The sequence below is a fragment of the Paenibacillus sp. GL_099_B genome (assembly GCF_057835695.1).
This window is the reverse complement of record NZ_CM174430.1, coordinates 4,504,495-4,526,974: the sequence shown is the minus strand read 5'-3', so window position 1 is coordinate 4,526,974 and position 22,480 is coordinate 4,504,495. Positions and strand designations below refer to the sequence as shown.

General features: G+C 45.8%; 15 protein-coding genes. 11 read left to right on the top strand and 4 right to left on the bottom strand.

Translation table 11 applies throughout. From position 1 onward, the window contains the following. Positions 1-43: 43 nt before the first annotated feature. The gene (gene proB / locus AC3ITG_RS20415) at positions 44-1,147 is read right to left on the bottom strand and encodes a glutamate 5-kinase (RefSeq protein WP_076288974.1); all 1,104 of its coding nucleotides are present in this window, start codon (positions 1,145-1,147) and stop codon (positions 44-46) included. 361 nt (positions 1,148-1,508) lie between these two features. Beyond that, positions 1,509-2,717 carry a pyridoxal phosphate-dependent aminotransferase gene (locus AC3ITG_RS20410; RefSeq protein ID WP_489251196.1) on the bottom strand — a complete coding sequence of 403 codons (1,209 nt, stop codon included), beginning with the start codon at positions 2,715-2,717 and terminating at the stop codon, positions 1,509-1,511. A 260-nt stretch (positions 2,718-2,977) separates the two neighbouring features. Here AC3ITG_RS20410 and AC3ITG_RS20405 point away from each other — a divergent pair, with 260 nt between their 5' ends. From AC3ITG_RS20405 to AC3ITG_RS20395, 3 genes are all read left to right on the top strand, one after another. Continuing rightward, positions 2,978-3,994, top strand: a complete 1,017-nt coding sequence (locus AC3ITG_RS20405; RefSeq protein ID WP_489251195.1) for an ABC transporter substrate-binding protein — start codon at positions 2,978-2,980, stop codon at positions 3,992-3,994. A 200-nt stretch (positions 3,995-4,194) separates the two neighbouring features. Beyond that, the gene (locus AC3ITG_RS20400) at positions 4,195-5,841 is read left to right on the top strand and encodes an AraC family transcriptional regulator (RefSeq protein ID WP_489251194.1); all 1,647 of its coding nucleotides are present in this window, start codon (positions 4,195-4,197) and stop codon (positions 5,839-5,841) included. 48 nt (positions 5,842-5,889) lie between these two features. After that, positions 5,890-6,711 (top strand): carbon-nitrogen family hydrolase, encoded by an 822-nt coding sequence (locus AC3ITG_RS20395; RefSeq protein WP_489251193.1) that lies wholly within the window; start codon positions 5,890-5,892, stop codon positions 6,709-6,711. A gap of 490 nt (positions 6,712-7,201) precedes the next feature. Here AC3ITG_RS20395 and AC3ITG_RS20390 read toward each other — a convergent pair whose 3' ends face one another. Next, a complete protein-coding gene (locus tag AC3ITG_RS20390) occupies positions 7,202-8,122 on the bottom strand; it encodes a LysR family transcriptional regulator (protein WP_064636917.1) in 921 nt (306 codons plus the stop codon). A 219-nt stretch (positions 8,123-8,341) separates the two neighbouring features. After that, complete coding sequence (locus AC3ITG_RS20385) at positions 8,342-9,178, bottom strand: helix-turn-helix domain-containing protein (protein WP_489251192.1); 837 nt, start codon at positions 9,176-9,178, stop codon at positions 8,342-8,344. 275 nt (positions 9,179-9,453) lie between these two features. Between AC3ITG_RS20385 and AC3ITG_RS20380 the strand changes: the two genes are divergently transcribed. From AC3ITG_RS20380 to AC3ITG_RS20345, 8 genes are all read left to right on the top strand, one after another. Then, positions 9,454-10,326: a chitosanase gene (locus AC3ITG_RS20380; RefSeq protein WP_413379733.1), complete on the top strand. Its 873-nt coding sequence runs from the start codon at positions 9,454-9,456 to the stop codon at positions 10,324-10,326. A 19-nt stretch (positions 10,327-10,345) separates the two neighbouring features. Next, positions 10,346-12,934 carry a metallophosphoesterase gene (locus tag AC3ITG_RS20375; protein WP_489251191.1) on the top strand — a complete coding sequence of 863 codons (2,589 nt, stop codon included), beginning with the start codon at positions 10,346-10,348 and terminating at the stop codon, positions 12,932-12,934. 485 nt (positions 12,935-13,419) lie between these two features. Then, positions 13,420-14,841, top strand: coding sequence for a 3-isopropylmalate dehydratase large subunit (gene leuC, locus AC3ITG_RS20370; RefSeq protein ID WP_489254505.1), 1,422 nt, complete (start codon positions 13,420-13,422; stop codon positions 14,839-14,841). A 31-nt stretch (positions 14,842-14,872) separates the two neighbouring features. After that, a complete protein-coding gene (gene leuD, locus AC3ITG_RS20365) occupies positions 14,873-15,490 on the top strand; it encodes a 3-isopropylmalate dehydratase small subunit (RefSeq protein WP_489251190.1) in 618 nt (205 codons plus the stop codon). A 274-nt stretch (positions 15,491-15,764) separates the two neighbouring features. Beyond that, entirely contained in the window at positions 15,765-17,171 is a 1,407-nt protein-coding gene (locus AC3ITG_RS20360) for an N-acetylmuramoyl-L-alanine amidase family protein (RefSeq protein ID WP_489251189.1), read from the top strand. A gap of 258 nt (positions 17,172-17,429) precedes the next feature. Then, positions 17,430-18,842 (top strand): N-acetylmuramoyl-L-alanine amidase family protein, encoded by a 1,413-nt coding sequence (locus AC3ITG_RS20355; protein ID WP_489251188.1) that lies wholly within the window; start codon positions 17,430-17,432, stop codon positions 18,840-18,842. Positions 18,843-18,876: 34 nt separating this feature from the next. Next, a complete protein-coding gene (locus tag AC3ITG_RS20350) occupies positions 18,877-19,560 on the top strand; it encodes a GerMN domain-containing protein (RefSeq protein ID WP_413372285.1) in 684 nt (227 codons plus the stop codon). Positions 19,561-19,632: 72 nt separating this feature from the next. Continuing rightward, a complete protein-coding gene (locus tag AC3ITG_RS20345) occupies positions 19,633-22,371 on the top strand; it encodes an S-layer homology domain-containing protein (protein WP_489251187.1) in 2,739 nt (912 codons plus the stop codon). Positions 22,372-22,480 lie beyond the last annotated feature (109 nt).

The following is a 22,480-nucleotide window of genomic DNA, read 5'->3' as shown; positions in this document are numbered from 1 at the left end:
TCATATGATCCTGAGCAGTACACTCGGTAGGATTATAGGTTTTCTATTTTAAAGTAATCCACTCGTCCCGATGAATAACCTCAAGTCGATGGATGCTGTTCAACTGCTTCATCACTTCGCCACTTGGCAGTCCTGCGATGAGCCGTAGCTGGTCATCATCATAATTGACGATACCACGACCGAGCAAGGTATCATCCATACCCAGTACCTCTACAACATCTCCGGCGTGGAAAGTACCCAACACGCGTTTGACGCCTACAGGCAAGAGACTATGACCACCATGGACCAGTGCTTCTTCGGCACCATTATCCACAACGACGGTACCGAGCGGGGTAGACATGAAGCCAAGCCATTGCTTTTTACGAGAGAGAGCGGCAAGGCGAGTCTCGAAATACGTTCCTTTTCCGGTGCCATCAACCGCTCTTTGCATATCTCCAGGTTCCTTCACACTTCCCACAAAAACAGGCACGCCTCCACGCGTTGCCACTTTGGCTGCATCCACCTTGGAGCGCATGCCACCCGTACCTACGGATGATCCAGAACCGCCAGCATAGGCGTAAATTTCTGCTGTAATTTCGGGGATGCGGTCATAACGAAACGCAGACGGATCTTTTCGTGGATCGGCCGTGTACAGACCGTTGGTATCTGTAAGAATGACCAAATGCTGTGCCTTGACCAGATTCGCTACCAGAGCAGACAGGAGATCGTTATCTCCGAACTTCAATTCATCGACAGATACGGTATCATTCTCGTTAAAAATCGGAATGACGCGCTGTTTGAGCAGTTCTTCCACGGTCATGCCCGCATTGCCCATACGTTTCCGGCTGTGAAAGTCGGTACGGGTGAGCAGAATTTGTGCTGTAGTAACGCGGTGCGCTGCAAAAGCCTGTTGATATGCCTGCATCAGCAAAGCTTGCCCAACAGCCGCTGCGGCTTGTTTTTCATGCAACTGCTTGGGACGCTGGGGGTAACCGATCTCTCGGAATCCGGCAGCTACTGCTCCCGAAGTGACCAGAAGAACCTCATGGCCTTGTTCGGCCAAGGCAGCAATTTCTCCAGCAAAAAAAGTAATGGCACTTCGATCAAGCCCGCCTTCTTCCGTAGTAAGCGAACTGCTTCCGATCTTAACTACAATACGTGAGGTCATGTTTTCACTTCCTTAAACAATATTAATGATTGACCCTGGAGCAGACCGTTGGGTACAAAAAAAACTCCCGCCCTTTTGGTTAAAAAGGACGAAAGTTCGTTACTTCCGCGGTACCACCTTTATTGATGATTGGATCATCCGGCTTCATGCCCTGTAACAGAAGGCACTGTCCTGTGCATCACAGGCCGCTCAGGGGTAGGTTTCGGAGAGAAGCCGCGGTAAATTCTTGCAGCCCGATGGAATTTACTCTCTGGGCGCGGCTGATCCTCTCGTACTGGTCCCGTCATCACGTTTCGTTCAATATTTCCTTATAACATACCATGGAAACTTGGCAGATGCAAAGGGGTTATGCACCTGTAAATTACTTGAATAAATTCAACTTGCCAATCCGCTCCGCAGCTTCCCTTAATCGTTCTTCATCACTTAGCAGTCCTGCGCGCACGTAACCCTCACCATGTGAACCGAAACCAATACCTGGTGCTACCGCGACCTTTGCTTCACGCAGTAACACGTCAGCAAAGGAAGCAGAAGTAAATCCTGCAGGTACAGGCAGCCAGCTAAAGAAGGAACCTCCCGGTTTAGATGCCTGCCAGCCGATGGATGAAAGTGCGTCATAGAAAGCGTCGCGACGTGATTCATAGCGTGCAACTAGTGAAGTGACACATTCTTGGGAAGATGTCAGTGCGGCCGCAGCAGCGGCCTGAATGCCTCCGAAGAGGCTCACGTAGATATGATCCTGCAGCAGATTGATTTTGGAGATGATGTCTACATTGCCCAGGGCAAATCCGACACGCCAACCCGCCATATTGTAGGTTTTGGATAATGTGTAGAACTCAATGCCCACTTCTTTGGCACCTGGTGCCTGCAAAAAGCTCACTGGACGATGTCCATCGAATCCGATTGCACCATAGGCGAAGTCACTGGCTACGACGATTTTATTTTGAATGGCGAACTCTACCGTATCTTCATAGAAGGAAAGCGGGGCGATTGCCGATGTTGGATTGTTAGGATAGTTCAGGAACATCAGCTTGGCCTTTTCCCGATCCTCGGTAGAGATTGCTTCATAGTCAGGCAGGAATGCATTGGACTCCAGCAGTGGCATAAAAGACATGCGCGCTTTCGCCAGTGCCACTCCGGACCAATAATCGGGATAACCTGGATCAGGGACGAGACATACGTCGCCAGGATTGAGCAATACCTGAGGTAACTGGACCAAGCCCGTTTTTCCGCCAAACAAAATCGCAACTTCCGTTTCGGGGTCCAGGTCCACGTTGTAATCTTCCTTGTAACGTTTTGCAACGGCTTCCTTCAGGAAAGCATGCCCGCTAAAAGGCGAATATTTGTGATAGAGCGGGTTCTCTGCCGACTCTTGCAATGTTTTAACAATGTGGGGCGGTGTAGGTGTATCCGGGTTACCCTGCCCTAGGTTAATCACGTCGTGACCACTTGCGATTTCCCGGTTTACATTTTGAACTAGGGTAGCAAAAAATTGCGTTGGAAGCTGTGTCATTACATCGGATGTAGGTATGGTAAAGGCTGAACGACCCGATGCTTTAGGCTGATTAGTCATGCTATACATCACTCCGGTTATTAAAGATGGCAATATAGTACTCATTAATTTATCATGTCAATCCCGAGCTGTATAGGGGGAAAACACTTCATGAATACTTGAATGGAACCATTATTTGAGTTTTTGTACAAAACTGAAATGAGGTATTTCGTTTTGTCCATTGAGATTAGGGGAAAGCATGTTTTATGATAATATCCGATAATGATAATCAATATCATTGATAAATAGGAACGAAGCACTTATTAGGGGGAGAAATAGAAATGAAAAAGGGTATACGAAATACGGCAGTATTATTGACGGTTACATGGTTGTCCATTCTTCTGCTGGCTTGCGGAAATCAGGCTTCAACTCCATCTGCCGGAACGGATGATTCCAAAACGGTCAATGAAACACAGACAGATGGGGATCAGTCCAATCAGGAACAGACGGCATCCGCGGATAACAGTGAGGGTGAAACCCGGATGTTCAAGGACTGGACAGGCCATGAAGTTGAGGTTCCGGTTACGCCAAAGCGTGTGATTTATCATGGTGAAGTTACAGGAGATCTGCTAGCGCTGGACGTTGTACCTGTAGGTATTCTTCGCCAGGATGGAACAGTATATGATGATCAGGTGGCCCAAGCGGAAGATGTGGGTTTCCCGATGAGTGTTGAAAAGGCGCTTACCTTGAATCCTGATTTGATCATTTTCTCGAATAGCGATGAGGCACAATATGATCAAATCTCAAAGGTGGCGCCAACGGTTACCTTTGACTCGTTTGCCTCACTGGAAGACCGCATGCGTACTCTTGGCGATCTGTTGAACAAAAAGCCAGAAGCGGAAGCTTGGATCACAGCCCATCAAAAAGCAACGGAAGAGATGTGGAAGCAGCTTCATGAGAATGGACTGAAAGAAGGGGAAACGGCTTCGGTATTCACCATGTATCCTGGTAATCGACTGTTTGTAATGGCCGGAGCAGGATTGCCACAGTTGTTATATGGAGCCAATGGGATGAAGCCAACCGCGGAAATTCAGAAAGTATTAGATGAAGGAATGGGCTTTGCAGAGATTTCTACTGAAAAGCTTCCTGAAATTGCAGGTGACCGCGTATTTATACTTGATCCAGTAACGGATGATGCGAAGCAGTCTACCAAAGAATTGCTGGATAGCCCGATTTGGAAGAACTTGCCCGCTGTAAAAGAAGGAAAAGTATATCGTTTTGATCTGGTCAAGGCTTCAAGTGATGCAACTTCAAGAGAATGGCTTTTGAAAGAGTTGCCGAAACAGATGATTCAATAGTCGTTGATGGATTATAAGTCATAATATTTTACTGGAATAGAACGAAAATGCCGACTAAAAAAGAGCCTTCAACATTTCGTTGAAAGCTCTTTTTTTGTGCTGAGTACAGCCAGATCTGGATTAATGACAAAAGCTCGCTTATAATCAGTTCATAGGATTAATTGATAATAATTCTCATTTAAAAAACGAGGTGAACCATCATGCAGGCTTTGAATGCCGGTGCGGGAGGGTTATATTTTTCAACATTCATGTTTCGGCTGGATCATCTGGAACAACGAGTTGAACAACCTGAACAGGTGATGCTGGAAGTAACATGCGACAAACATACATTCTTGATCTGCGAAGAAGGGGAAGGTCGCTTATATATAGGGTATGAACAGTTTCCCTTTACCACCGGATGTGTGTACCCGCTTTCTCCGGGTGAGGGGTACCAGATTGAACATGGGAACCGATTGGAATTGAAATATATGGTGATATCTTTTGATGTTATTCATGTGTTGACGGGAGATCCGGAACAGTATACGCGCCCTGTATTTGAACCTAAAAATCAATTGAACGGCTATCCTTATGCCCCATTAAGTGGGCTGCTGGAGCAATTGTATGCCATTCGGGATTATCAAACAGATGCCGAATATAGCCATTTGAATGCACAGTTTCAGAGATGGATGGAGATGATCATCACCCGGTACTCTTCACCAAAAACGGAGCAGAGCATAGAATCCAGACTACACAGTACGATTCAATATGTAGAAGACCATTACACTGAAGAAATCACGGTACAGAAACTGGCACGTCTTGCAGATATCCGCCCCGTGCAATATACAACCTTGTTCAGACAATTAACAGGCCACAGGCCGCTTGATTATGTGAACCATGTACGAATTAAACATGCCAAGGATTGGCTGCGCAAATCCGATGAGCCGCTTCGGGATATAGCAACCCGGGTGGGCTTTAAGGATGAGTATTATTTTAGCAGGCGTTTTCGTCAAATGACCGGATTATCACCTCGTCAATATGACCGATCTGTTCAGCAACAAACACTGGTTCAGGATTGGTTAGGTCATGATGTGAATATTCCGGCACAGCCTGAGCGAATTATGTATTATGGTGATTCCGGTGGAGATCTGCAAGTGTTAGGCATTGGTTTATTAGGAGATCAGGCATATGATGCGGTTGCCCCGGTTAATGTGGAAGAGGCAGTCCGGATGAGACCAGACCTGATCATTTTCGATAGCACTAACGAACAACAATATGAACAATTTTCCCGAATAGCACCCACACTGGCATATAACTCTCATGCAACGCTGGAAGATCGGATTTGCAGGGTGGGAAGCTGGTTTGGCAAGCAATCAGAGGCTGGACAATGGCTCTCCTCCTATCAGCAACGTATGGAAAAGATGTGGATGAAGATTCATGCTTCAATTGAACCGGGGGAAACGGCATCCGTATTCACATACCATCGGGGTGCCCGATTATTTGTCATGGGCAATATTGGTCTGGCCGCGCTCTTGTATCATCCGATGGGATTCAGACCCGTTACGAAAGTGAAGGAGGCGCTTGTCGCGGGCAGAGCGTATAAGGAAATTTCGTCAGAAGCGATTCGTCAGTATGCGGGTGACCATATATTTGTCTTGCTTACTGAAGAGGTTATTGCAAGACAGGCCACAGAGAAGTTGATGCAGAGTCCAAGCTGGCGAGCACTTCCAGCCGTGCAGAAGGGACAGGTGTACGGAGTGGAGGAAACAACATGGAATTTGGGCGATGCACTGACTAGCAACCGTTTGTTAACTTTGCTGCCCGAGTTATTATGTAGGAGTTCAGAACGAAAACAGGTTGCAGATGTTTGAATGATCAAGCTATGATTACAGGTATTACGGTTCAGAGGAGTGCTTGTCATGACAGAAAAACAACAAGGGGAAATGCGTGTGGCCCTGATTCAGGGCAATATTCAGCTCGGAGACCCTGAGGCCAACCATAAACATATGCAGTCTTTGCTCGAACAAGCGGTAGAACAGTATCCCGATCTGGGATTGGCTGTGCTGCCCGAGATGTGGAATACGGGCTATGCGTTGGAACAAATTCATGAGCTTGCTGACCCGGAGGGCCAGAAATCAAGAGAGTGGCTCGCGGCTTTTGCCCAAAAACATCGAATTTCCATCGTTGGCGGTTCCATTGCGGAGAAACGTGACGGCCAAATCTACAATACAATGTACGCCTATAATAGTGAAGGAACTCAGGTGACACGTTACGATAAATTACATTTGTTCCGCCTGATGGATGAAGAAAAGTATTTGCAACCTGGTGCAGTACCAGAAATATTCGAACTGGAGAACGGCCTTACCGCTGGAGCTTCGATCTGTTATGATATCCGTTTTCCTGAGCTTGCTCGCACGCTTGCTTTGAACGGGGCCAAAGCATTAATCGTCCCCGCTGAATGGCCGAACCCGCGCTTGCACCATTGGCGCACACTGCTTACAGCAAGGGCCATCGAGAATCAGATGTACGTTATTGCCTGCAACCGCGTAGGGAAAGGCGGAGATACCGAATTTTTCGGACATTCCCTCATTATTGATCCTTGGGGTGAAATAGTGGCTGAAGGCGGAGAAGCAGAAGAGATCGTGACCGGAGTTATCCGTCCTTCGCTTGTGGATGAGGTTCGTGGCCGTATTCCAGTATTCGAAGACCGCAGACCTGGCATTTATTTTGGCAGCAAATAAAAATATGTAATTTCCCAGTAAAGTGTTTATTCTTCCGGGAGGCGGGTAATGATAACTATCCCGTCACCAAGGAGGATGATCAATCAATGGACAACCATGTGAAAGATACGCTCAGGAGACTGGAACAGGAAAACACTAGGGTAGATCACTTGAGGCCATTCTTAGAGAATGGGGCAGGAGGGCTATCACCCCCTGAACAATCTGTTCAGGACGAAGGCCGCCTTGTGAATCAGCAGAACAGGCTGACAAGTGAACGTAATTTGCGAAAATAAACCGCCAAACTTGAAATTCTCATATGTACGTTTCTACGTTAACAATTCAATGATGATATCAGCAACATTGTACTGTAACGATGTACTGCTAATACCATGTAAGAACTTTATCCTGCGGATGCGGGAGACGAGTATAGAACAAAGGCTTGGCCCTTATGGGTCAAGCCTTTGTTTATTTTATTACCATGTATGGCGGGGCTAATACGCTGATCGTCCGATTATTCTCCTTGAGAGAGCTCTGCAACGGTTTGTTGAAACGTATGGATGAATGCCTCCGCGGCTTTGGAGAGAACCCGTCCTTGGCGGTATGCAACTACAAGGGTACGACTGGGGGTTGGCTCGGCCAGCGGTACATAAACAGGAACAAATTCACTGCGGGGCGCGCGGGCAATAAAGCGCGGAACCAGCGTAATCCCCATACCTGTAGCTACCAGTGACTGCACCGTCTCGATGTTCGTACTCTCAAACACCACATTGGGGTCAAATCCGGCTTCCTCACACAGATCAAATGTAAGTTTGCGGAAGCCCTGTCCTTTCTTCAGTACAACAAAGGGTTCATCGCGAAGCTCTTCCATCCGTACTGGAACCGGATGTTCCGGATCTCCTCTGCGTGCCAGAGGGTGATTTGGGGGAACAGCCAGATCAATTCGCTCTTCACCAATCGTTACATAAGATAGGCTTGGCTCCTGCAATGGGAGGGAGAGCAGGCTTAAGTCAGCCTTTCCACTGGCCGTCAACTTTTCAAGCGTCAGCCCGGAGTCTTCCAGCAAGGTTACTTCAATCTCGGGATAAGCCTGCTGAAATGCGGGAAGCACATGCGGAAGCAGGTGCGAGCCAGTAATCGGCATGCTGCCTACAACGACTTTACCTTTACGAAGCTGGGAAATGTCCGACATTTCTTGTCTGAGCAGCTCGACCGCATCAATAATTTTCTGAGCTTGCTCTACAAAAGTCACCCCTGCATGAGTCAACTCCACGGTGCTGGTATTACGCTGGAATAACAGTACACCCAGTTCCTTTTCGAGTTTGGATAGCTGCTGACTTAAAGAAGGCTGGGCAATGTGCAGCTTCTCGGCTGCCCGGGAGAAGTTCCGCTCTGCCGCGATTTGCAGCGTATATTGAAGTTGTCTGAATTCCATATCCACACGTCATTCCTTTCGTTATGCCATCATTATATCACTACAAATAAGAAATGATTAGTTTAACTGAAACGCTTAAACTGCTTAAAAGAGTTGATACACTGTTTGTGATAACGTTTAATGATTGACGAATGAGTATATGAGGTGATCTCACTAACCGGAATGTTAATATTCTATCGTTATCTGACTCTAATGATGAGTATTTCAGTGATTTTGCTATTAAGACTTAAATTGTTTGCGGAAGCAGAGCGGCGAGATGCCCATCATTATTTTGAAGGTTCTTCCAAAATGGGAGGTGTTATCAAACCCAACCATTCCCGCAATTTCAGTAACATTAAAAGAAGAGCCAACCAGCAAATCACGCGCTTCTTTAATACGGATGTTATTGATATATTCAACGAAGCTGAACCCGGTGGATTCTTTAAAAGTTCGGCAAAGGTAGGAAGAGCTTATGTCGAATTGCCGCGAAATCTCACAGAGCTTAAGCGGTTCCATATAATGTTGATTTACATAATTAACGATGTCCAGGACTTTCTTGTGTGTACGATTGGATTCCAATGGAGCTACAAGGCTGTCAAATAGTTTACGATTAAGATAGAGGAGCAACTCTACCAATAATATTTGTTGGTACTGTTCATATCCGCGGGCTTGCTTTTTCCCTTCCTGGATCATCTTCTGAAAAAGCTGTTCGATGAAATGCTGATCCTTTCCGGTCATCTTCAAAGCACGGTAATCACTTTTGAACAATTCGAGCAGTTCCTCACATTGACCGCGAGTGCAGAAATGCTGCAGGAATTCTTTCTTAAATAGCAGTGTAACTCGTTCATACATATTGCAGCCGGAATTAACCAGTTTGTGCCTTTCGTGAATATCCATAAATAGCAGTGTTCCGCCCGCAACCTGGTAGGTTCTGTCCCCTATATAATAATAAAAATCCCCGGATATTAAATACAGAATCTCATATGCATCATGATAGTGTCTTGAAGGCATGCTGGTGTATACCTGTTTCTTGCGGCTAATGTCAAAAAGAGTAGACTCATAAAATACCGGCTTCATTCAGCACCTCCTAAGAGGATTGTAGACTTGATCTAAGGTTGATAGCAATATATGTATTAAAATTTAATAATTACAAGAAAATACGTGCTGTATAGATAAATTTTTTGAGATAAGCTTGAATGGAATTTACCAATCGTTGAAAAAAAAGGAGGGGTGTCATGCTTGGATAGGTTTGGGTATAGAGTTTCTGCTGCTAAAAGTTAAAGCGCTTATACTATTTAACTAAGGGAGAGATTGCGGTGCTTAATTCAACGAACAGTAAGGTTTTCAAGAAGATGAAATTTTCATTGATGATCCTGCTCAGTTTTTCAATGATTTTTTCTTATGGCTCTCTGTCCAATGCGTCTCAACAGAAAAGTTATGCGGCAGGGAACCCTAATTCTAATTTCTCACCGGCAACACTTCAATTCTTGCGTGTCAACACAGGTCTGGATGGTGAGCAGTGGAACAATATTATGATGCTTGTCAACAAACCGGAGCAGGACGATCTGAACTGGACCAAGTTTTACGGATATTGTGAAGATATTGATGATAACCGCGGGTACACGATTGGAATATTCGGTGCGACTACAGGCGGCTCCAATGATACTGGTCCCGACGGTCCGGATCTGTTCAAGGAATATGACGCTGCCAAAGGCGCGAGTAATCCTTCGGTTAAGGGAGCATTGGCCCGGATCGGTGTCAAGGGTTCGATGAAAGGGAAGATCCTCGAAATCAATGAAAGCGAAAAGAGTTTCTGCAAAAAGATCGGCAATTTGCAAAATGATCCCGAGTGGAGAGAGGCTATGTGGAAAACGTTCTACAATGTCTATATTAAGTACAGTGTGGATCAGGCCCGCAAACGCGGCTTTAACTCGGCATTAACGATTGGTTCCTTCGTGGACGCAGCGCTGAACCATGGAGCTACCGGCGGCTCTGAGACCCTTCAAGGGCTTTTGGGTAAATCAGGAAGCAGCACGGATGAGAAGACTTTCATGACCAAATTCTATAAAGAACGGACCAAGATTGTGGATACTAATGACTACAACTCTCCGCCTAACGGGAAGAATCGTGTGAAGCAGTGGAGCAATTTGCTGAACATGGGAGAGACAGACCTGAAAAGCGCAGATTCGGCAGTACTTCAAGTCACCAACTGGGAACTTAAATAACAGGAGGGAGATGGGCCGAATGGACAACAACCAATCTTATCTCAAGAGCAGATTTTCCAAGGTAATCAGTCTAATGGCTATAGGTTTGCTGCTTGCCATGGAGTTGACCGGTTTTGTCTCAGCAGGAAGGGAAGGAAATGAGGAAGATCTTGCAAGTGAAGCAACTGCAGTTCAGGAAACGATTGCCCAGTGGATTTTTAAAGACAAAGGTGAGAACGGAGTATTCCCGGCTACCGGCGGGGTATATCAAACGGCTTCATCCATTCGTGATGTAGGAACAAATACGGATGCATACACCTATGAGTCAGGTGAGAACAGCGTACGCAACCAGGGCTGGCATGAAGGAACGGGCATTAAATACTGGTTTGCCACGCTTTCGACCAAAGGCTTCCAAGGTATCGTCCTCTCTTCGCAGCAAACTTCTTCAAGCACAGGACCTAGGGATTTTAAGGTGCAATACAGTACAAATCAGCAGGAATGGACAGATATTTCGGGCGGCAAAATTGTTCTCGCCCAGAACAGTTTTAATTGTTCCAATAATTCCTGCAAATTAACGAACCTCGCATTGCCTGCGGAAACAAAAAATCAAGATGTACTCTATATCCGCTGGGTGGTAAACTCTGCGAAAAGCGTAAGCGGGGGAACGGTGTCCAGCTCAGGCTCAAGCAGAATCAAAGATGTGGTAATTAAAGGAACACGCATCAGCGGCGAACCAGGGAACACTCCCACACTTGAGGTAAATAAAACTCCCGCTTCAGGGGCGGCAGATGTTTCCCTTAACGCAGAGATTACAGTGAAGTTTAATAAAGCCATTAGTCTCGTTAGTGGTCATCAAGTTGTAATCACGGAAAACAATGTCCCTCTTACCAACATCTCTGCCTCGCTCCTCGGTCAAGACACGGTTAAAGTCAGCCATCCTAATTTTACTGCCGGCAAAACTTACAAGGTGACCATCCCTAAAGAACTTGTTAAGGGGACTGGGGACGGCCGGACACCGGACAACGATATTACTTGGAGCTTTAAGACGAAGTCTCCAGATACCGGCAACAAAACACCAACGCTGCTGAATATGACTTTTAATGGGGATCCAAAGACAAGTATCGCCTTTGACTGGTATACGGCCGAAACCGTAAGAAGTACAGTAGTGCAAGTAGTGGAGGCCTCGAATGCTGGAGGAATCGAGTTCCCGGAACAACTGGCAACTTCGTATGAGGGTAGTTCAACAGTTATTGAAACCTTAATGACGTCAGGAGACAGAAGTTCCAAGAAGTATAAGAAGTTCGCCAGCCACAAGGTTATTGCAACCGGTCTTATGCCTGGAACCAAGTATATGTATCGCGCCGGTAACGGTGATGCGGACGGCTGGAGCGAGACGGGTTCTTTTACCACAGACAAGGCGGATAATCAGGATTTCCATTTCCTCTATGTAACAGATACCCAAGGCTCAAGTAAATCCAATTTCGATCTGTGGCAGGATACTTTTAAGAGAGCTATTGAGAAAACGGTAGATCCCAAGTTTGTTCTTCTTACAGGGGATCTAACGGATGACGGTGATCTGGAGCAGCTGTGGCAGTGGTTCTTGGGTGTGCCGAAAAAAGAATTTGCCAATGTGCCATTTGCCCCGATAATCGGCAACCATGAGATCGAGGATTATCCGAATAATAATTTTTATAACCATTTTAATCTTCCAAAAGATGTGGGGACTGGTGCTCATGACGGGTCGGTGTATGCTTTCGAATACGGCGATGCCCTGTTTATGCAAATCAATTCCCAGTACGAAGGAGAGGTCAAGCCGTACAAAGCAGATATTCAGTTCACGAAGCAATTGGAATGGATGCGGAATCAGGTGGCAAAGACCGACAAGAAGTGGAAATTCGTCTCTATGCATAAGGGAGCTTATTCTTCAGGGGATAATGCTTCGGCAGAAAGCGAACGGGTAGAATTTTACCGGAAATATCTGATTCCTGTATTTGATGAGCTGGGTGTGGATATGGTGTTTGAGGGACATGACCATATGTATATGAGATCTTTTCAAATGCTGAATAACGTTCCGATTAAGAATGTCATTACCGATGAGCAAGGAAATGTACTGAATCCCAAAGGGACCGTATATCTAATGGGCAACTCGGCCGCTTCGAAATTCTATGCTCTTAATCCAGACGCAGACATGTTTTTTGCAGCAAAAAACGATCAGCCCAACAAGAAAATGTTCTTGGATGTTTCCATTACAAGCGATGTGCTAAAAGTTACATCCTACACAGCAGTTAAAGATAAACCCCTTGCCGTCTATGATGCTTACAGTATTAAACGGACTGATGTCAAACCCGGCACAGTCGAAAATCCAAGCGCAGTCAGACAGTCAGCGAACCGTGCAGTTCTTTCGTGGAAAGCGCCAGCAACTAGCTCTGAGCCGGTGCGAGGTTACCGAATTTACGAGAAGAATGATAAAGTCAGCACGAATTGGAGCGTGTATGTGCCGGCGGTAAGCGGTCAGACGAGTTACAGCTATACATTAAACGGCATAGATTCTTCAAAAGTCTACAATTTCGTTATTAAAGCAGTGGGGATAAGAAGTAATTCACTTCCAGCAGAGGCAGGAATGCAATGAATGGATAGATGTGGGGAATACCGGAGGTAGCTAGTTATTGATTCACACATACCTTTCATTAATGGGATGTTAGGGCAGGGATCAATCCGCTGATTTGGTTGTCTCATTTGTTTCATTAAGTTATTTATATGTCGTTTGTACTGAGTGTGGACGGGGATTGTTTTGAGCAGATGAGATTTAGTCATAGCAGTTCTGAATTCAGGACTGCTTTTTTCTATTTTATATAAAAAGCATTGACAGCGAAGAAGCTGGAACGTAGTATAAGACTTATATGATAATGATAATTGTTATCAATTTAAACCTCTGCATATAGCAGTGGTTTATTTTGCTTTTCTCTCATTATAGGTTAAACCTATTACATCTATAGATATTATATCTTGGAACAATGAAGGACAGGGTGATATATTTATGTCATTCAAGAGCTTCACTTTTAGAGGAACGTATGAGGCTCTTCCAAGGACCGAACTTATGATGAGGTGAAAATGATGAGTAAAAAAACGATGTTTGAGAAAATTTGGGAAAACCACGTGATTCATCAGGAAGAAGGCAAACCAAGCATTTTGTATATCGATCTGCATCTGGTGCATGAAGTAACATCCCCACAGGCGTTTGAAGGTCTGCGTCTGAGCGGCCGTAAAGTCCGTCGCCCTGAGCTGACGTTCGCAACAATGGATCACAACGTTCCAACGAAGGATCGTTTCAACATTACGGATCCAATCTCCAAACAACAAATCGACACACTTTCACAAAACTGCCGTGAATTCGGCGTAAAACTGTATGACCTGGATACAATCGATCAAGGTGTCGTACACGTTATGGGCCCTGAGCTCGGTTTGACTCATCCAGGTAAAACGATTGTATGTGGTGACAGCCACACGTCCACACACGGTGCATTTGGCGCACTCGCATTCGGGATCGGAACGAGTGAAGTAGAGCATGTTATGGCAACCCAATGTTTGCAGCAGGCCAAAGCCAAAACAATGGAAGTTCGTTTTGTCGGCAAACGTAACCCGGGTGTAACGGCGAAGGATATGATTCTCGCAGTTATCGCCAAATACGGTACAGACTTTGCTACTGGATATGTTATTGAATATACAGGTGAATCGATCCGTGAACTGAGCATGGAAGAGCGTATGACTGTGTGCAACATGTCCATCGAGGGTGGAGCAAGAGCGGGCATGATTGCTCCGGATGAAACGACATTTGAATATCTGCGTGGACGTGAATACGTACCTGCCGATGGCAAATTCGATGAAGCGGTTGCTGCCTGGAAAGAGCTTGTAACCGACGAAGGTGCTGAATTCGACCATGTGGTTGAAATCGATGTGGAAACATTGATTCCGCAAGTGACTTGGGGTACTAGCCCAGGTATGGGAACCGACATTTCTTCGAAAGTTCCTGTTCCGGCTGAACTGCCAACTGAAAACGAACGTAAAGCAGCTGAAAAAGCGCTTGAATATATGGGCTTGGAACCTGGAACACCGATCTCCGAAATTCCGGTTGATTATGTATTTATCGGTTCATGCACCAATGGACGGATTGAAGATTTGCGTGCTGCTGCACAGGTAGCCAAAGGTCACACCGTATCCAGTAATGTTACAGCGATCGTTGTTCCAGGCTCGGGACGTGTTAAAATTCAGGCGGAAAAAGAAGGTCTGGATAAAGTCTTTACTGAGGCTGGATTTGAATGGCGTGATGCAGGATGCAGTATGTGTCTGGCAATGAACCCGGATGTATTGCAACCAGGACAACGTTGTGCTTCGACATCCAACCGTAATTTCGAAGGACGTCAGGGACGCGGAGGACGTACTCACCTCGTATCTCCTGCAATGGCGGCTGCAGCAGCAGTTAAGGGACACTTCGTTGACGTACGTGACTGGAATTTCAAAACGGGAGCAGCTATCTAACAACGAACGGATTGAAGGGAGAACGAATGATATGGAAGAATTCAAAACACTGCAAGGCATCGTTGCACCGGTAGACCGGGTCAATGTAGATACAGATGCAATCATTCCGAAACAATTTTTGAAACGGATTGAACGGACCGGATTTGGACAATTTTTGTTCTACGAATGGCGTTTTGACGAAGAGGGTAACAACAATCCTACTTTTGAAATGAATAAACCTCGCTACGAAGGGGCATCCATTCTGATCTCACGCGCAAACTTTGGTTGTGGATCTTCTCGTGAGCACGCACCATGGGCGATAATGGACTACGGATTCCGTTGTGTAATTGCACCATCGTATGCAGATATCTTCTATAATAACTGTTTCAAGAACGGGATCTTGCCGATCAAACTGTCGGAAGAGCAGGTTGAAGATCTGTTCCAGCGTACAGCGACACATGAAGGTTATGAGATGAATGTGAATCTGGAAAACAAAACGATTACAGATGCATACGGACTGCATATCGATTTTGATCTGGATGAACACCGTCGTCAGTTCCTGTTGCAGGGACTGGATGATATCGGCCTGACACTCCAGCATGATGATGAAATTACAGCTTATGAAGAGCGCCACTCGGCTAAATTGTTTGGACAAACGGCCTCAGTCTAATCTTTCATCTGTAGTTCGTATATCAAACCTCCAATCGTGCAGGGAACTTCACCGTTCCTTGTTCGAATTGGAGGTTTTTTTGCATTTGGCAATGATGCAATTATGTCTTCGAATTGCAGGGTATTCCGACTAAATATGACAACGTTGTAACCGGATGAAGTGACAATATCTGATAAACTGATTAGTAGATTATGGAAGAGTAGATAGAGTCGAGTGTTGCATCACAGCGAATCAGGTCGAAGGTTCAAAAGACAAACAGAATGGTGGTTGATGTATGAAGAAATGGTCGGCAGCAGTCTTTGTTTTTCTGTTCCTGTGTTTATTTCCTGTCATGGCAAATGCCGATTCGTCTCCCTCGATTGTGCTGGACGGTGTGACCATTAATCAGCAGTCGGGGGCTCCGGCCGAAAATACTGGCAAAACCGTGATGGTGCCCATTCGGATTGTCTCTGAAAACCTCGGTTATCAGGTGAAATGGGAGAAAGCCACTCAGACTGTTCGTATTCTCAAAGGTAACAGCAGTATCCAGATGACGGCAGGCGAAGATGCGGCCACCGTGAATGGAAATCGGGTGAGTCTCGATTCTCCGCCTCTAATTAAACAGGGGACTACCCTGGTTCCGTTACGTTTTGTCGGTGAAGGCATGGGTCTTCGTGTGGGATGGGACAATGGAACCAAGACAGTAAGCCTATTTAGCATTCCTCCTGTAGCAGGTACCGAAAATGAAAATGACCCGGTGGAAGCTCCTGAACCGGAAGGTTTGTCTGAGCTTCAAAGTATCAGCTTCGGTGGGGATCGTCTGATCTTGGCGACGAACGGGAAAATCACACCGAAGGTTTCCAGTCTCAGCGGACCTGATCGTATCATCGTAGATCTGCCCGGCACCACATTTGCCAAGGAGTTCATCCAGGGACAGGCCTCCAATCCGGATGGCAGCGGAACTATTCTGGTTACGGATTCATCGCTGGTTTCCAAGGTGCGATATGCAATGTTCAGCCAAACGCCTTCAACAGTGCGTGTGGTCCTTGATCTGAGTCAGTTGGCGACTGCCAAATGGTCACTGGGCGAGAACAACGTGTTGCTTGTTGACCTTGCGGCGAGTAATGGAGAACCAACAAGTCAGCCTGCTGTGCCAACCAATGATGGCAAAAAGGTTGTCATTATTGATCCAGGACATGGTGGACGACAGTCGGGGGCCGTCAGTGTGACAGGCGCCTATGAGAAGGACTTTAATTTGGCTGTGGGGCTCAAAGTTCAGGCACTTCTGCAACAACATACGGAGATTCAGACGGTGATTACAAGACAGGATGATACGGAATTATCCCTGCAACAGCGTGTAGATATTGCACAACTGAATCAGGCGGATATTTTTGTGTCGATCCATGGAAACAAGTTTACAACTCCTGTTCCTAATGGAATTGAAACGTTGTACAGTCGTAAAGATAGCAAGGATTTAGCCGACATTTTGCACAAGCATGTGTTGCAGATTACGGGATTTAAGGATCGGGGAGTCAAAACGGCAAGTCTGCATGTAACCCGTGAAACAACGATGCCCGCAGTTCTGCTTGAACTCGGATTTCTAAGTAATCCAGCTGATGAAGCAATGATGCTGACTGAAGATTATCAGAACAAATGTGCACAGGCCATCGTAGACGGAATTGTAGAATATTTGGGTCTTTAATGTGGGTTGTGCGCAAATATGAAGGTCAGGGTAGTGCGTTGTTTCGAGATGCATAATTGATAATTAAGGAAAAATACAGACAATAAAATGTAGAAAAAGCTTGATTTGACAACGTTTTTTTTCTGTTATGTTGGAATATATTCGCAACTTTTGAGAGTACGAGGCGTCTAATAGGTGTCTGGTAATGCCTCAGTGGTCAGTCGAAGCTGAAGGTTCACAACATGCGGCAAAAAAATATGAGAATGGTAGGGGTGAAGGATGAAGAAGTTCGGTTTTTTGGTACTGTTATTTGTCTTTGGGCTCGTTTTCCCGGGCTATAGTCATGCAGCAGCAGATACGCACATTATCCTAGATGGGAAAGAAATTGTGCAGCCTTCGGATGCCAAAGCGGAAATCATCAATAGCAAAGTGATGGTTCCGATTCGGGTTATTTCGGAGAGCCTGGGATATGGTGTGGATTGGAAACAGGCAACAAGCACCGTGACTATTAGCAAAGACAACACTGCCATGCAGATGATTGTTGGACAGAAGACGGCAACGGTGAACGGCAGTAACGTGAACCTGGATGCCCCGCCACTCGTGAAAAATGGAACCACACTTGTGCCTTTAAGGTTTATTAGTGAGCAAATGGGTCTTAAGGTGGGTTGGAACAATACAACGAAGACGGTAACATTAGTTACCCAGAATTCAGGTTCCGGAAACGGGACAACCACTCCTCCGAACTCTGGTAATGAAGGTGGAGGATCGGATCAGGATGGTCTTGTACTGGTGAACGGCATCAGCTTCAGTGACAACCGCTTTTTGATTGCAACAAGCGGAAATACGAAGCCGAACGTCTTCACGATGACAGGACCGGATCGAATCGTTATAGACTTGCCAAATACCGCATTTGCTGACTCTTTTAGTGAAGGACAAGCTTTGGACAGCAACCAGAATGGACAGCTTGTAGTGAGTGGATATCCGGATGTGTCGAAGATTCGTTATTCCTTGTACAGCAATAATCCTTCTACTCTTCGTTTTGTCATTGATCTGAGCAATGCCAAAGGTTATGACGTGCAAAGTGACTCCGGTCTGGTTATGATTGATCTGAACAAAGAAGGCACTACAACACCGCAGCCTCCTGTTGGAAACAACGGCAAAAAAGTTGTTGTTGTAGACGCTGGTCATGGTAATCAGGACCCGGGAGCCATCGGTGTAACCGGCAAGAAGGAAAAAGACTTCAATCTGGCAATGGCTCTGAAAGTGGAAGCATTGCTGAAAAAAGAATCTAACATTGACGTTGTGCTGACGCGCAGCGATGATACATTTTTGGCTTTGAGTGAACGAGTAAAGATCGCTGAAAAATTGAAGGCGGATATCTTTATTTCCATTCATGCGAACAGCGGGTCTGCAGCGGCAAACGGTGTGGAGACGTATTACACCCGTTCGAATAGCAAGGCATTGGCTACGGTGATGCACAAGTATCTCTTGCAATCATCTGGCCTGAAGGACCGCGGAGTAAAAACGGCAAGTCTCCACGTAACCCGTGAAACAACGATGCCGGCTGTTTTGCTGGAAGCCGGTTTCCTGAGCAACAAGAGCGATGAAGCCGCATTGTTCACTGAAAGTTTCCAGAACAGTGTAGCCAAAGGGATTGTTGCGGGGATCAAGGAGTATCTGGGAATTAAATAAGGGTTAACCCTTATGATCAGGAGGCGGAGTTAGAATGAACAAAAAATTATGGATTGCAGCGCTGCTGGTAACGGTTATGACAGTTGCTGCTGGATGTGGAAGCAAGCCAACAGCTGCTCCAGCTCCAAATCAGACTCAAGGTGCGGGAACGGAGAATAATGCGTCTGAGGATCAGAATGAGACGGATATTACTGAACCTGTAACCGTGGATCCGGAGGATACAACGACAACGACACCGGGTACCACAGAAGGCAGTACGGAGGGTACAACGACTCCATCGGGTGGAACTACTTCGGAGAAGCCTGGAACTTCCGAAAGCAATGAGAAGAAGACCATTGATGTGTACTACACAGATCTGGAAGAGTTGGAATTGCACAAAGCATCGGCAGATATTTCTTACGCTACAGATGATGCCAAATACAAGGCAGCATTTGCAGCGCTGCAACAAAGCAAGGACGACAAACTCGTTCCGCTTTGGGCGAAAGAAATTGAATTAAAATCTGTTCAGTTCAAAGACGGTGCGCTTACCCTGGATATCCACATGCCGGATACAGCACGTCTTGGTGCAGGTGGCGAAGTGTTTGCCATTGATGCTTTGAAGCAAACATTTTTCCAGTTTGATGAAGTCAAATCACTTGATCTGCTGGTAGATGGCCAGCAATCCGAGAGTTTGATGGGCCATGTGGATCTGGAGCATCCAATGACACGATCCGAATAGGTTGTACAGCATGTTGTTTTACCGTGAATCTGCGGAATATCGGCCGTTTTACATGAGAGAGGGGAATCACAGGTGACTTTTAAATATAACAATCCATCACACTCTAAAAAAGTAGTTTCAGCCGTGCTTGCAGGCATGATGGCCCTTAGCACCGGCGGAGCTGCCATGGCAGCAGAATCAACAGATACGGGGCAAGGCCAGACTGCAACTGTAAGCAATACAGCTGCACCAACCGGTTTGTTCAGTGATATCAAGGTCGGATATTGGGCTGAGAAACATGTGTACAAACTGGCCTATCAAGGCATTCTTCTCGGTAACAACGGCTTGTTCCGTCCGGGAGACGCGGTAACGCAGCAGGAAGCTGTGACGATGGCGATCCGTTTTATGAACAAGGAGAACCAGTTGAACGACAGCACGGCTACGGCATTACCGACAAATATGGAAGTGGGAAACTATTTCAAGCCATATGTCGCTTTGGCGCTTCAACTGGGACTGATTGATAAAACGGAAGAATCTACAGTGGATGTGTCCAAAACATCCTGGGGGCAGAAACAGGCATCACGTGAATGGATTACAAAATTGTTGATCCGTTCGTTGAACAAAGATGCTGAAGCGAAGGCACAAAATAATCAATCTACCGGATTTGCTGATAATGATAGCATTTCCGAAAGTGGCAAAGGGTACATCAATCTGGCTGTAAGTTTGGATCTGGCCAAAGGTGTAGAAGGCAACAAGTTTAATCCAACGGGCTCTGTAACTCGTGCCCAACTTGCTACATTCTTTAGCCGTGGCGAAACGTTAACGGATACGAAGTATGCGAACACATCCACAGGTTATGTAACAGGATTAAAAGATGGGCAGATTACACTTGTTGTGGACGGAAAAGCTGTTAACTTCGCAGTGAATAGCAGTACGCCTTACTTTACAAAAGACAGTGAATCCCGTGCATCGTCTGCGGATGTGAAGCTGTATACAAAAGTTCAGGTTGTAGGTACTACCGGTACGGCTTCCTATGTAGAAGTGGTTGATGCTACACCGCAGGTAGAAAGCGTTGAAGGTACTTTTGCTCGTTCATTATCAGGTAATAAAATTGGCTTGTTTGTAGGCGAGAATTATGAAACGTACGGCTATGATGAGGCAACAGCATTTATCGATCAAAACGGAAATGCAATCAAACTGTCTGATATTACAGCAGACAGCACCATTGAAGTACAACGTGAGACGTTCTCGGCTGACAAAAAGACTGTTGTTATTCGTGTGAAGTCCGGTATTGTCAATAAAAGTGATAGTGGTGTCGTTGCTGAAGTAACGAATTCTGCCAAAACGATTAAGCTTACCAATGCAGCCGGAACTACAGAGCAATACACCTATAATGATAATCTAATCATTCGTTACCAGGACCGAATCCTTTCCCTGGCTGAGCTCAAAGCGGGAAGTGCAGTGAAGTATACGGTGAAAGACAGCATCCTGCAAACGATTGAATTATCGCAAGGTGTAGAGCAGTCTTTACGCGGTACACTAGTGGAGATCGGTGGTAACCAATCCACACTGACGTTTAAACGTGAAGGTGGATCGCTGGAAGCGAAGCTGCTTGCAGAAAAGCCGGAAGTTGTCATTAACGGAATCCAGGATGCAACGCTGAATGATCTGATTACGGACGCAACCAATGGAGATCAGGTTGAGCTTACGCTAAACTCTGAAGATCGCGTGACACGCATTCAAGTGGTAGGACGTCAAATGGAGCCGATGAACGGCGTATCTGTTGTATCTTACAACAGTAAAACAAAAGTATTGACGGTTCTGGACAGCAATAAAAAACCGTTTGTGTTCACGCTGGATGACAAAACGAAGCTGGACTACAACACAACGAAGCCTACACTTGCTGGATTGGAGTCTTTGTTAAATGATGGTCGCAAATTGGATCTGACGTATGTGGGAACTCGTGCGTTATCCGTTAAAGTGATCTACAAATACGAAGGCACAATCAGCAGCATTGATACTTCGGGCAGAAAAATCAGTTTGTTGTCTGGAAACCAAACGATTACGGTGCCGTACTCTACGGTTCCAACAATCGAGATCTACAACAAATCTGGGGCAAGTCTGAGTGATCTGAAGATCGGTGATAGTGTCACAGTTACACTGGGTTCGAATCAGGACTATGTGCAGAAAGTGGCTTTGAACACCGTGGCTCAATTTGAAGTAGTCTCTGTAGAGACCAATGGACGTGTTCGTGTGAAATCGGATTCGCTGACAAGTCAGTTTTATGTCGATCAAGCGGTTTTGACAGGAGAAAGTGGTCAGACTATTACGGCGTCACAATTGACAGCGGGCAACCTGATTAATGTTACATTTGAGGGAACTACGCCTAAAGCGGTTCAAGTCGTTAAACGTACGCTTGCGGAGGTTACATCTGTTGACGCTTCGTCAGTTACACTGAAACTGTTCAATGGTCAAAGTGAGACGGTTCCTGTTAGTGGTTCTGTAAAAGTGGTCAAATCGGGATCTACGTTAACCACTCTTGGCAGTCTTACTGTAGGTGATCGTGTTGAAATGACGAAGGATACGGATAATTCCACCCGTTTCAGAGTGTTGACGGTCATGAGCAAACAGTTCTGGTCTTATGATGGAGTAGGTAACCAAATTTTGGTTAAACGTGAGTCCACATCTGACACGAATTATCGTTTTGCACTGGGTACAGGCGCATTTGTTCACCAGGGTGACAACACTTTAAGCGTGCAATCTCTCAAAGATAATGATAATATTGTATTGTATCTCCTGAACAACGTTGTACTGGAGATCCAAAAACAGTAATCGTTTCTTTTCGAGGATCAAAAGAATGACCGTCTTGATGCGGGATCTTTCCCGTATCAGGACGTTTTTTTTGCAAGATTTTTGGGGTCCCCGCAAAGTACTCGAAAGA

What these genes read in the sequence shown, in the direction of transcription:
- AC3ITG_RS20375 (WP_489251191.1), top strand. Translation starts at nt 10,346, where the DNA reads ATGGACAACAACCAATCTTATCTCAAGAGCAGATTTTCCAAGGTAATC.
- AC3ITG_RS20355 (WP_489251188.1), top strand. Translation starts at nt 17,430, where the DNA reads ATGAAGAAGTTCGGTTTTTTGGTACTGTTATTTGTCTTTGGGCTCGTT.
- AC3ITG_RS20380 (WP_413379733.1), top strand. Translation starts at nt 9,454, where the DNA reads ATGAAATTTTCATTGATGATCCTGCTCAGTTTTTCAATGATTTTTTCT.
- AC3ITG_RS20390 (WP_064636917.1), bottom strand. Translation starts at nt 8,122, where the DNA reads ATGGAATTCAGACAACTTCAATATACGCTGCAAATCGCGGCAGAGCGG.
- AC3ITG_RS20350 (WP_413372285.1), top strand. Translation starts at nt 18,877, where the DNA reads ATGAACAAAAAATTATGGATTGCAGCGCTGCTGGTAACGGTTATGACA.
- AC3ITG_RS20360 (WP_489251189.1), top strand. Translation starts at nt 15,765, where the DNA reads ATGAAGAAATGGTCGGCAGCAGTCTTTGTTTTTCTGTTCCTGTGTTTA.
- AC3ITG_RS20385 (WP_489251192.1), bottom strand. Translation starts at nt 9,178, where the DNA reads ATGAAGCCGGTATTTTATGAGTCTACTCTTTTTGACATTAGCCGCAAG.
- AC3ITG_RS20400 (WP_489251194.1), top strand. Translation starts at nt 4,195, where the DNA reads ATGCAGGCTTTGAATGCCGGTGCGGGAGGGTTATATTTTTCAACATTC.
- AC3ITG_RS20395 (WP_489251193.1), top strand. Translation starts at nt 5,890, where the DNA reads ATGACAGAAAAACAACAAGGGGAAATGCGTGTGGCCCTGATTCAGGGC.
- AC3ITG_RS20405 (WP_489251195.1), top strand. Translation starts at nt 2,978, where the DNA reads ATGAAAAAGGGTATACGAAATACGGCAGTATTATTGACGGTTACATGG.
- leuC (WP_489254505.1), top strand. Translation starts at nt 13,420, where the DNA reads ATGAGTAAAAAAACGATGTTTGAGAAAATTTGGGAAAACCACGTGATT.
- proB (WP_076288974.1), bottom strand. Translation starts at nt 1,147, where the DNA reads ATGACCTCACGTATTGTAGTTAAGATCGGAAGCAGTTCGCTTACTACG.
- leuD (WP_489251190.1), top strand. Translation starts at nt 14,873, where the DNA reads ATGGAAGAATTCAAAACACTGCAAGGCATCGTTGCACCGGTAGACCGG.
- AC3ITG_RS20410 (WP_489251196.1), bottom strand. Translation starts at nt 2,717, where the DNA reads ATGACTAATCAGCCTAAAGCATCGGGTCGTTCAGCCTTTACCATACCT.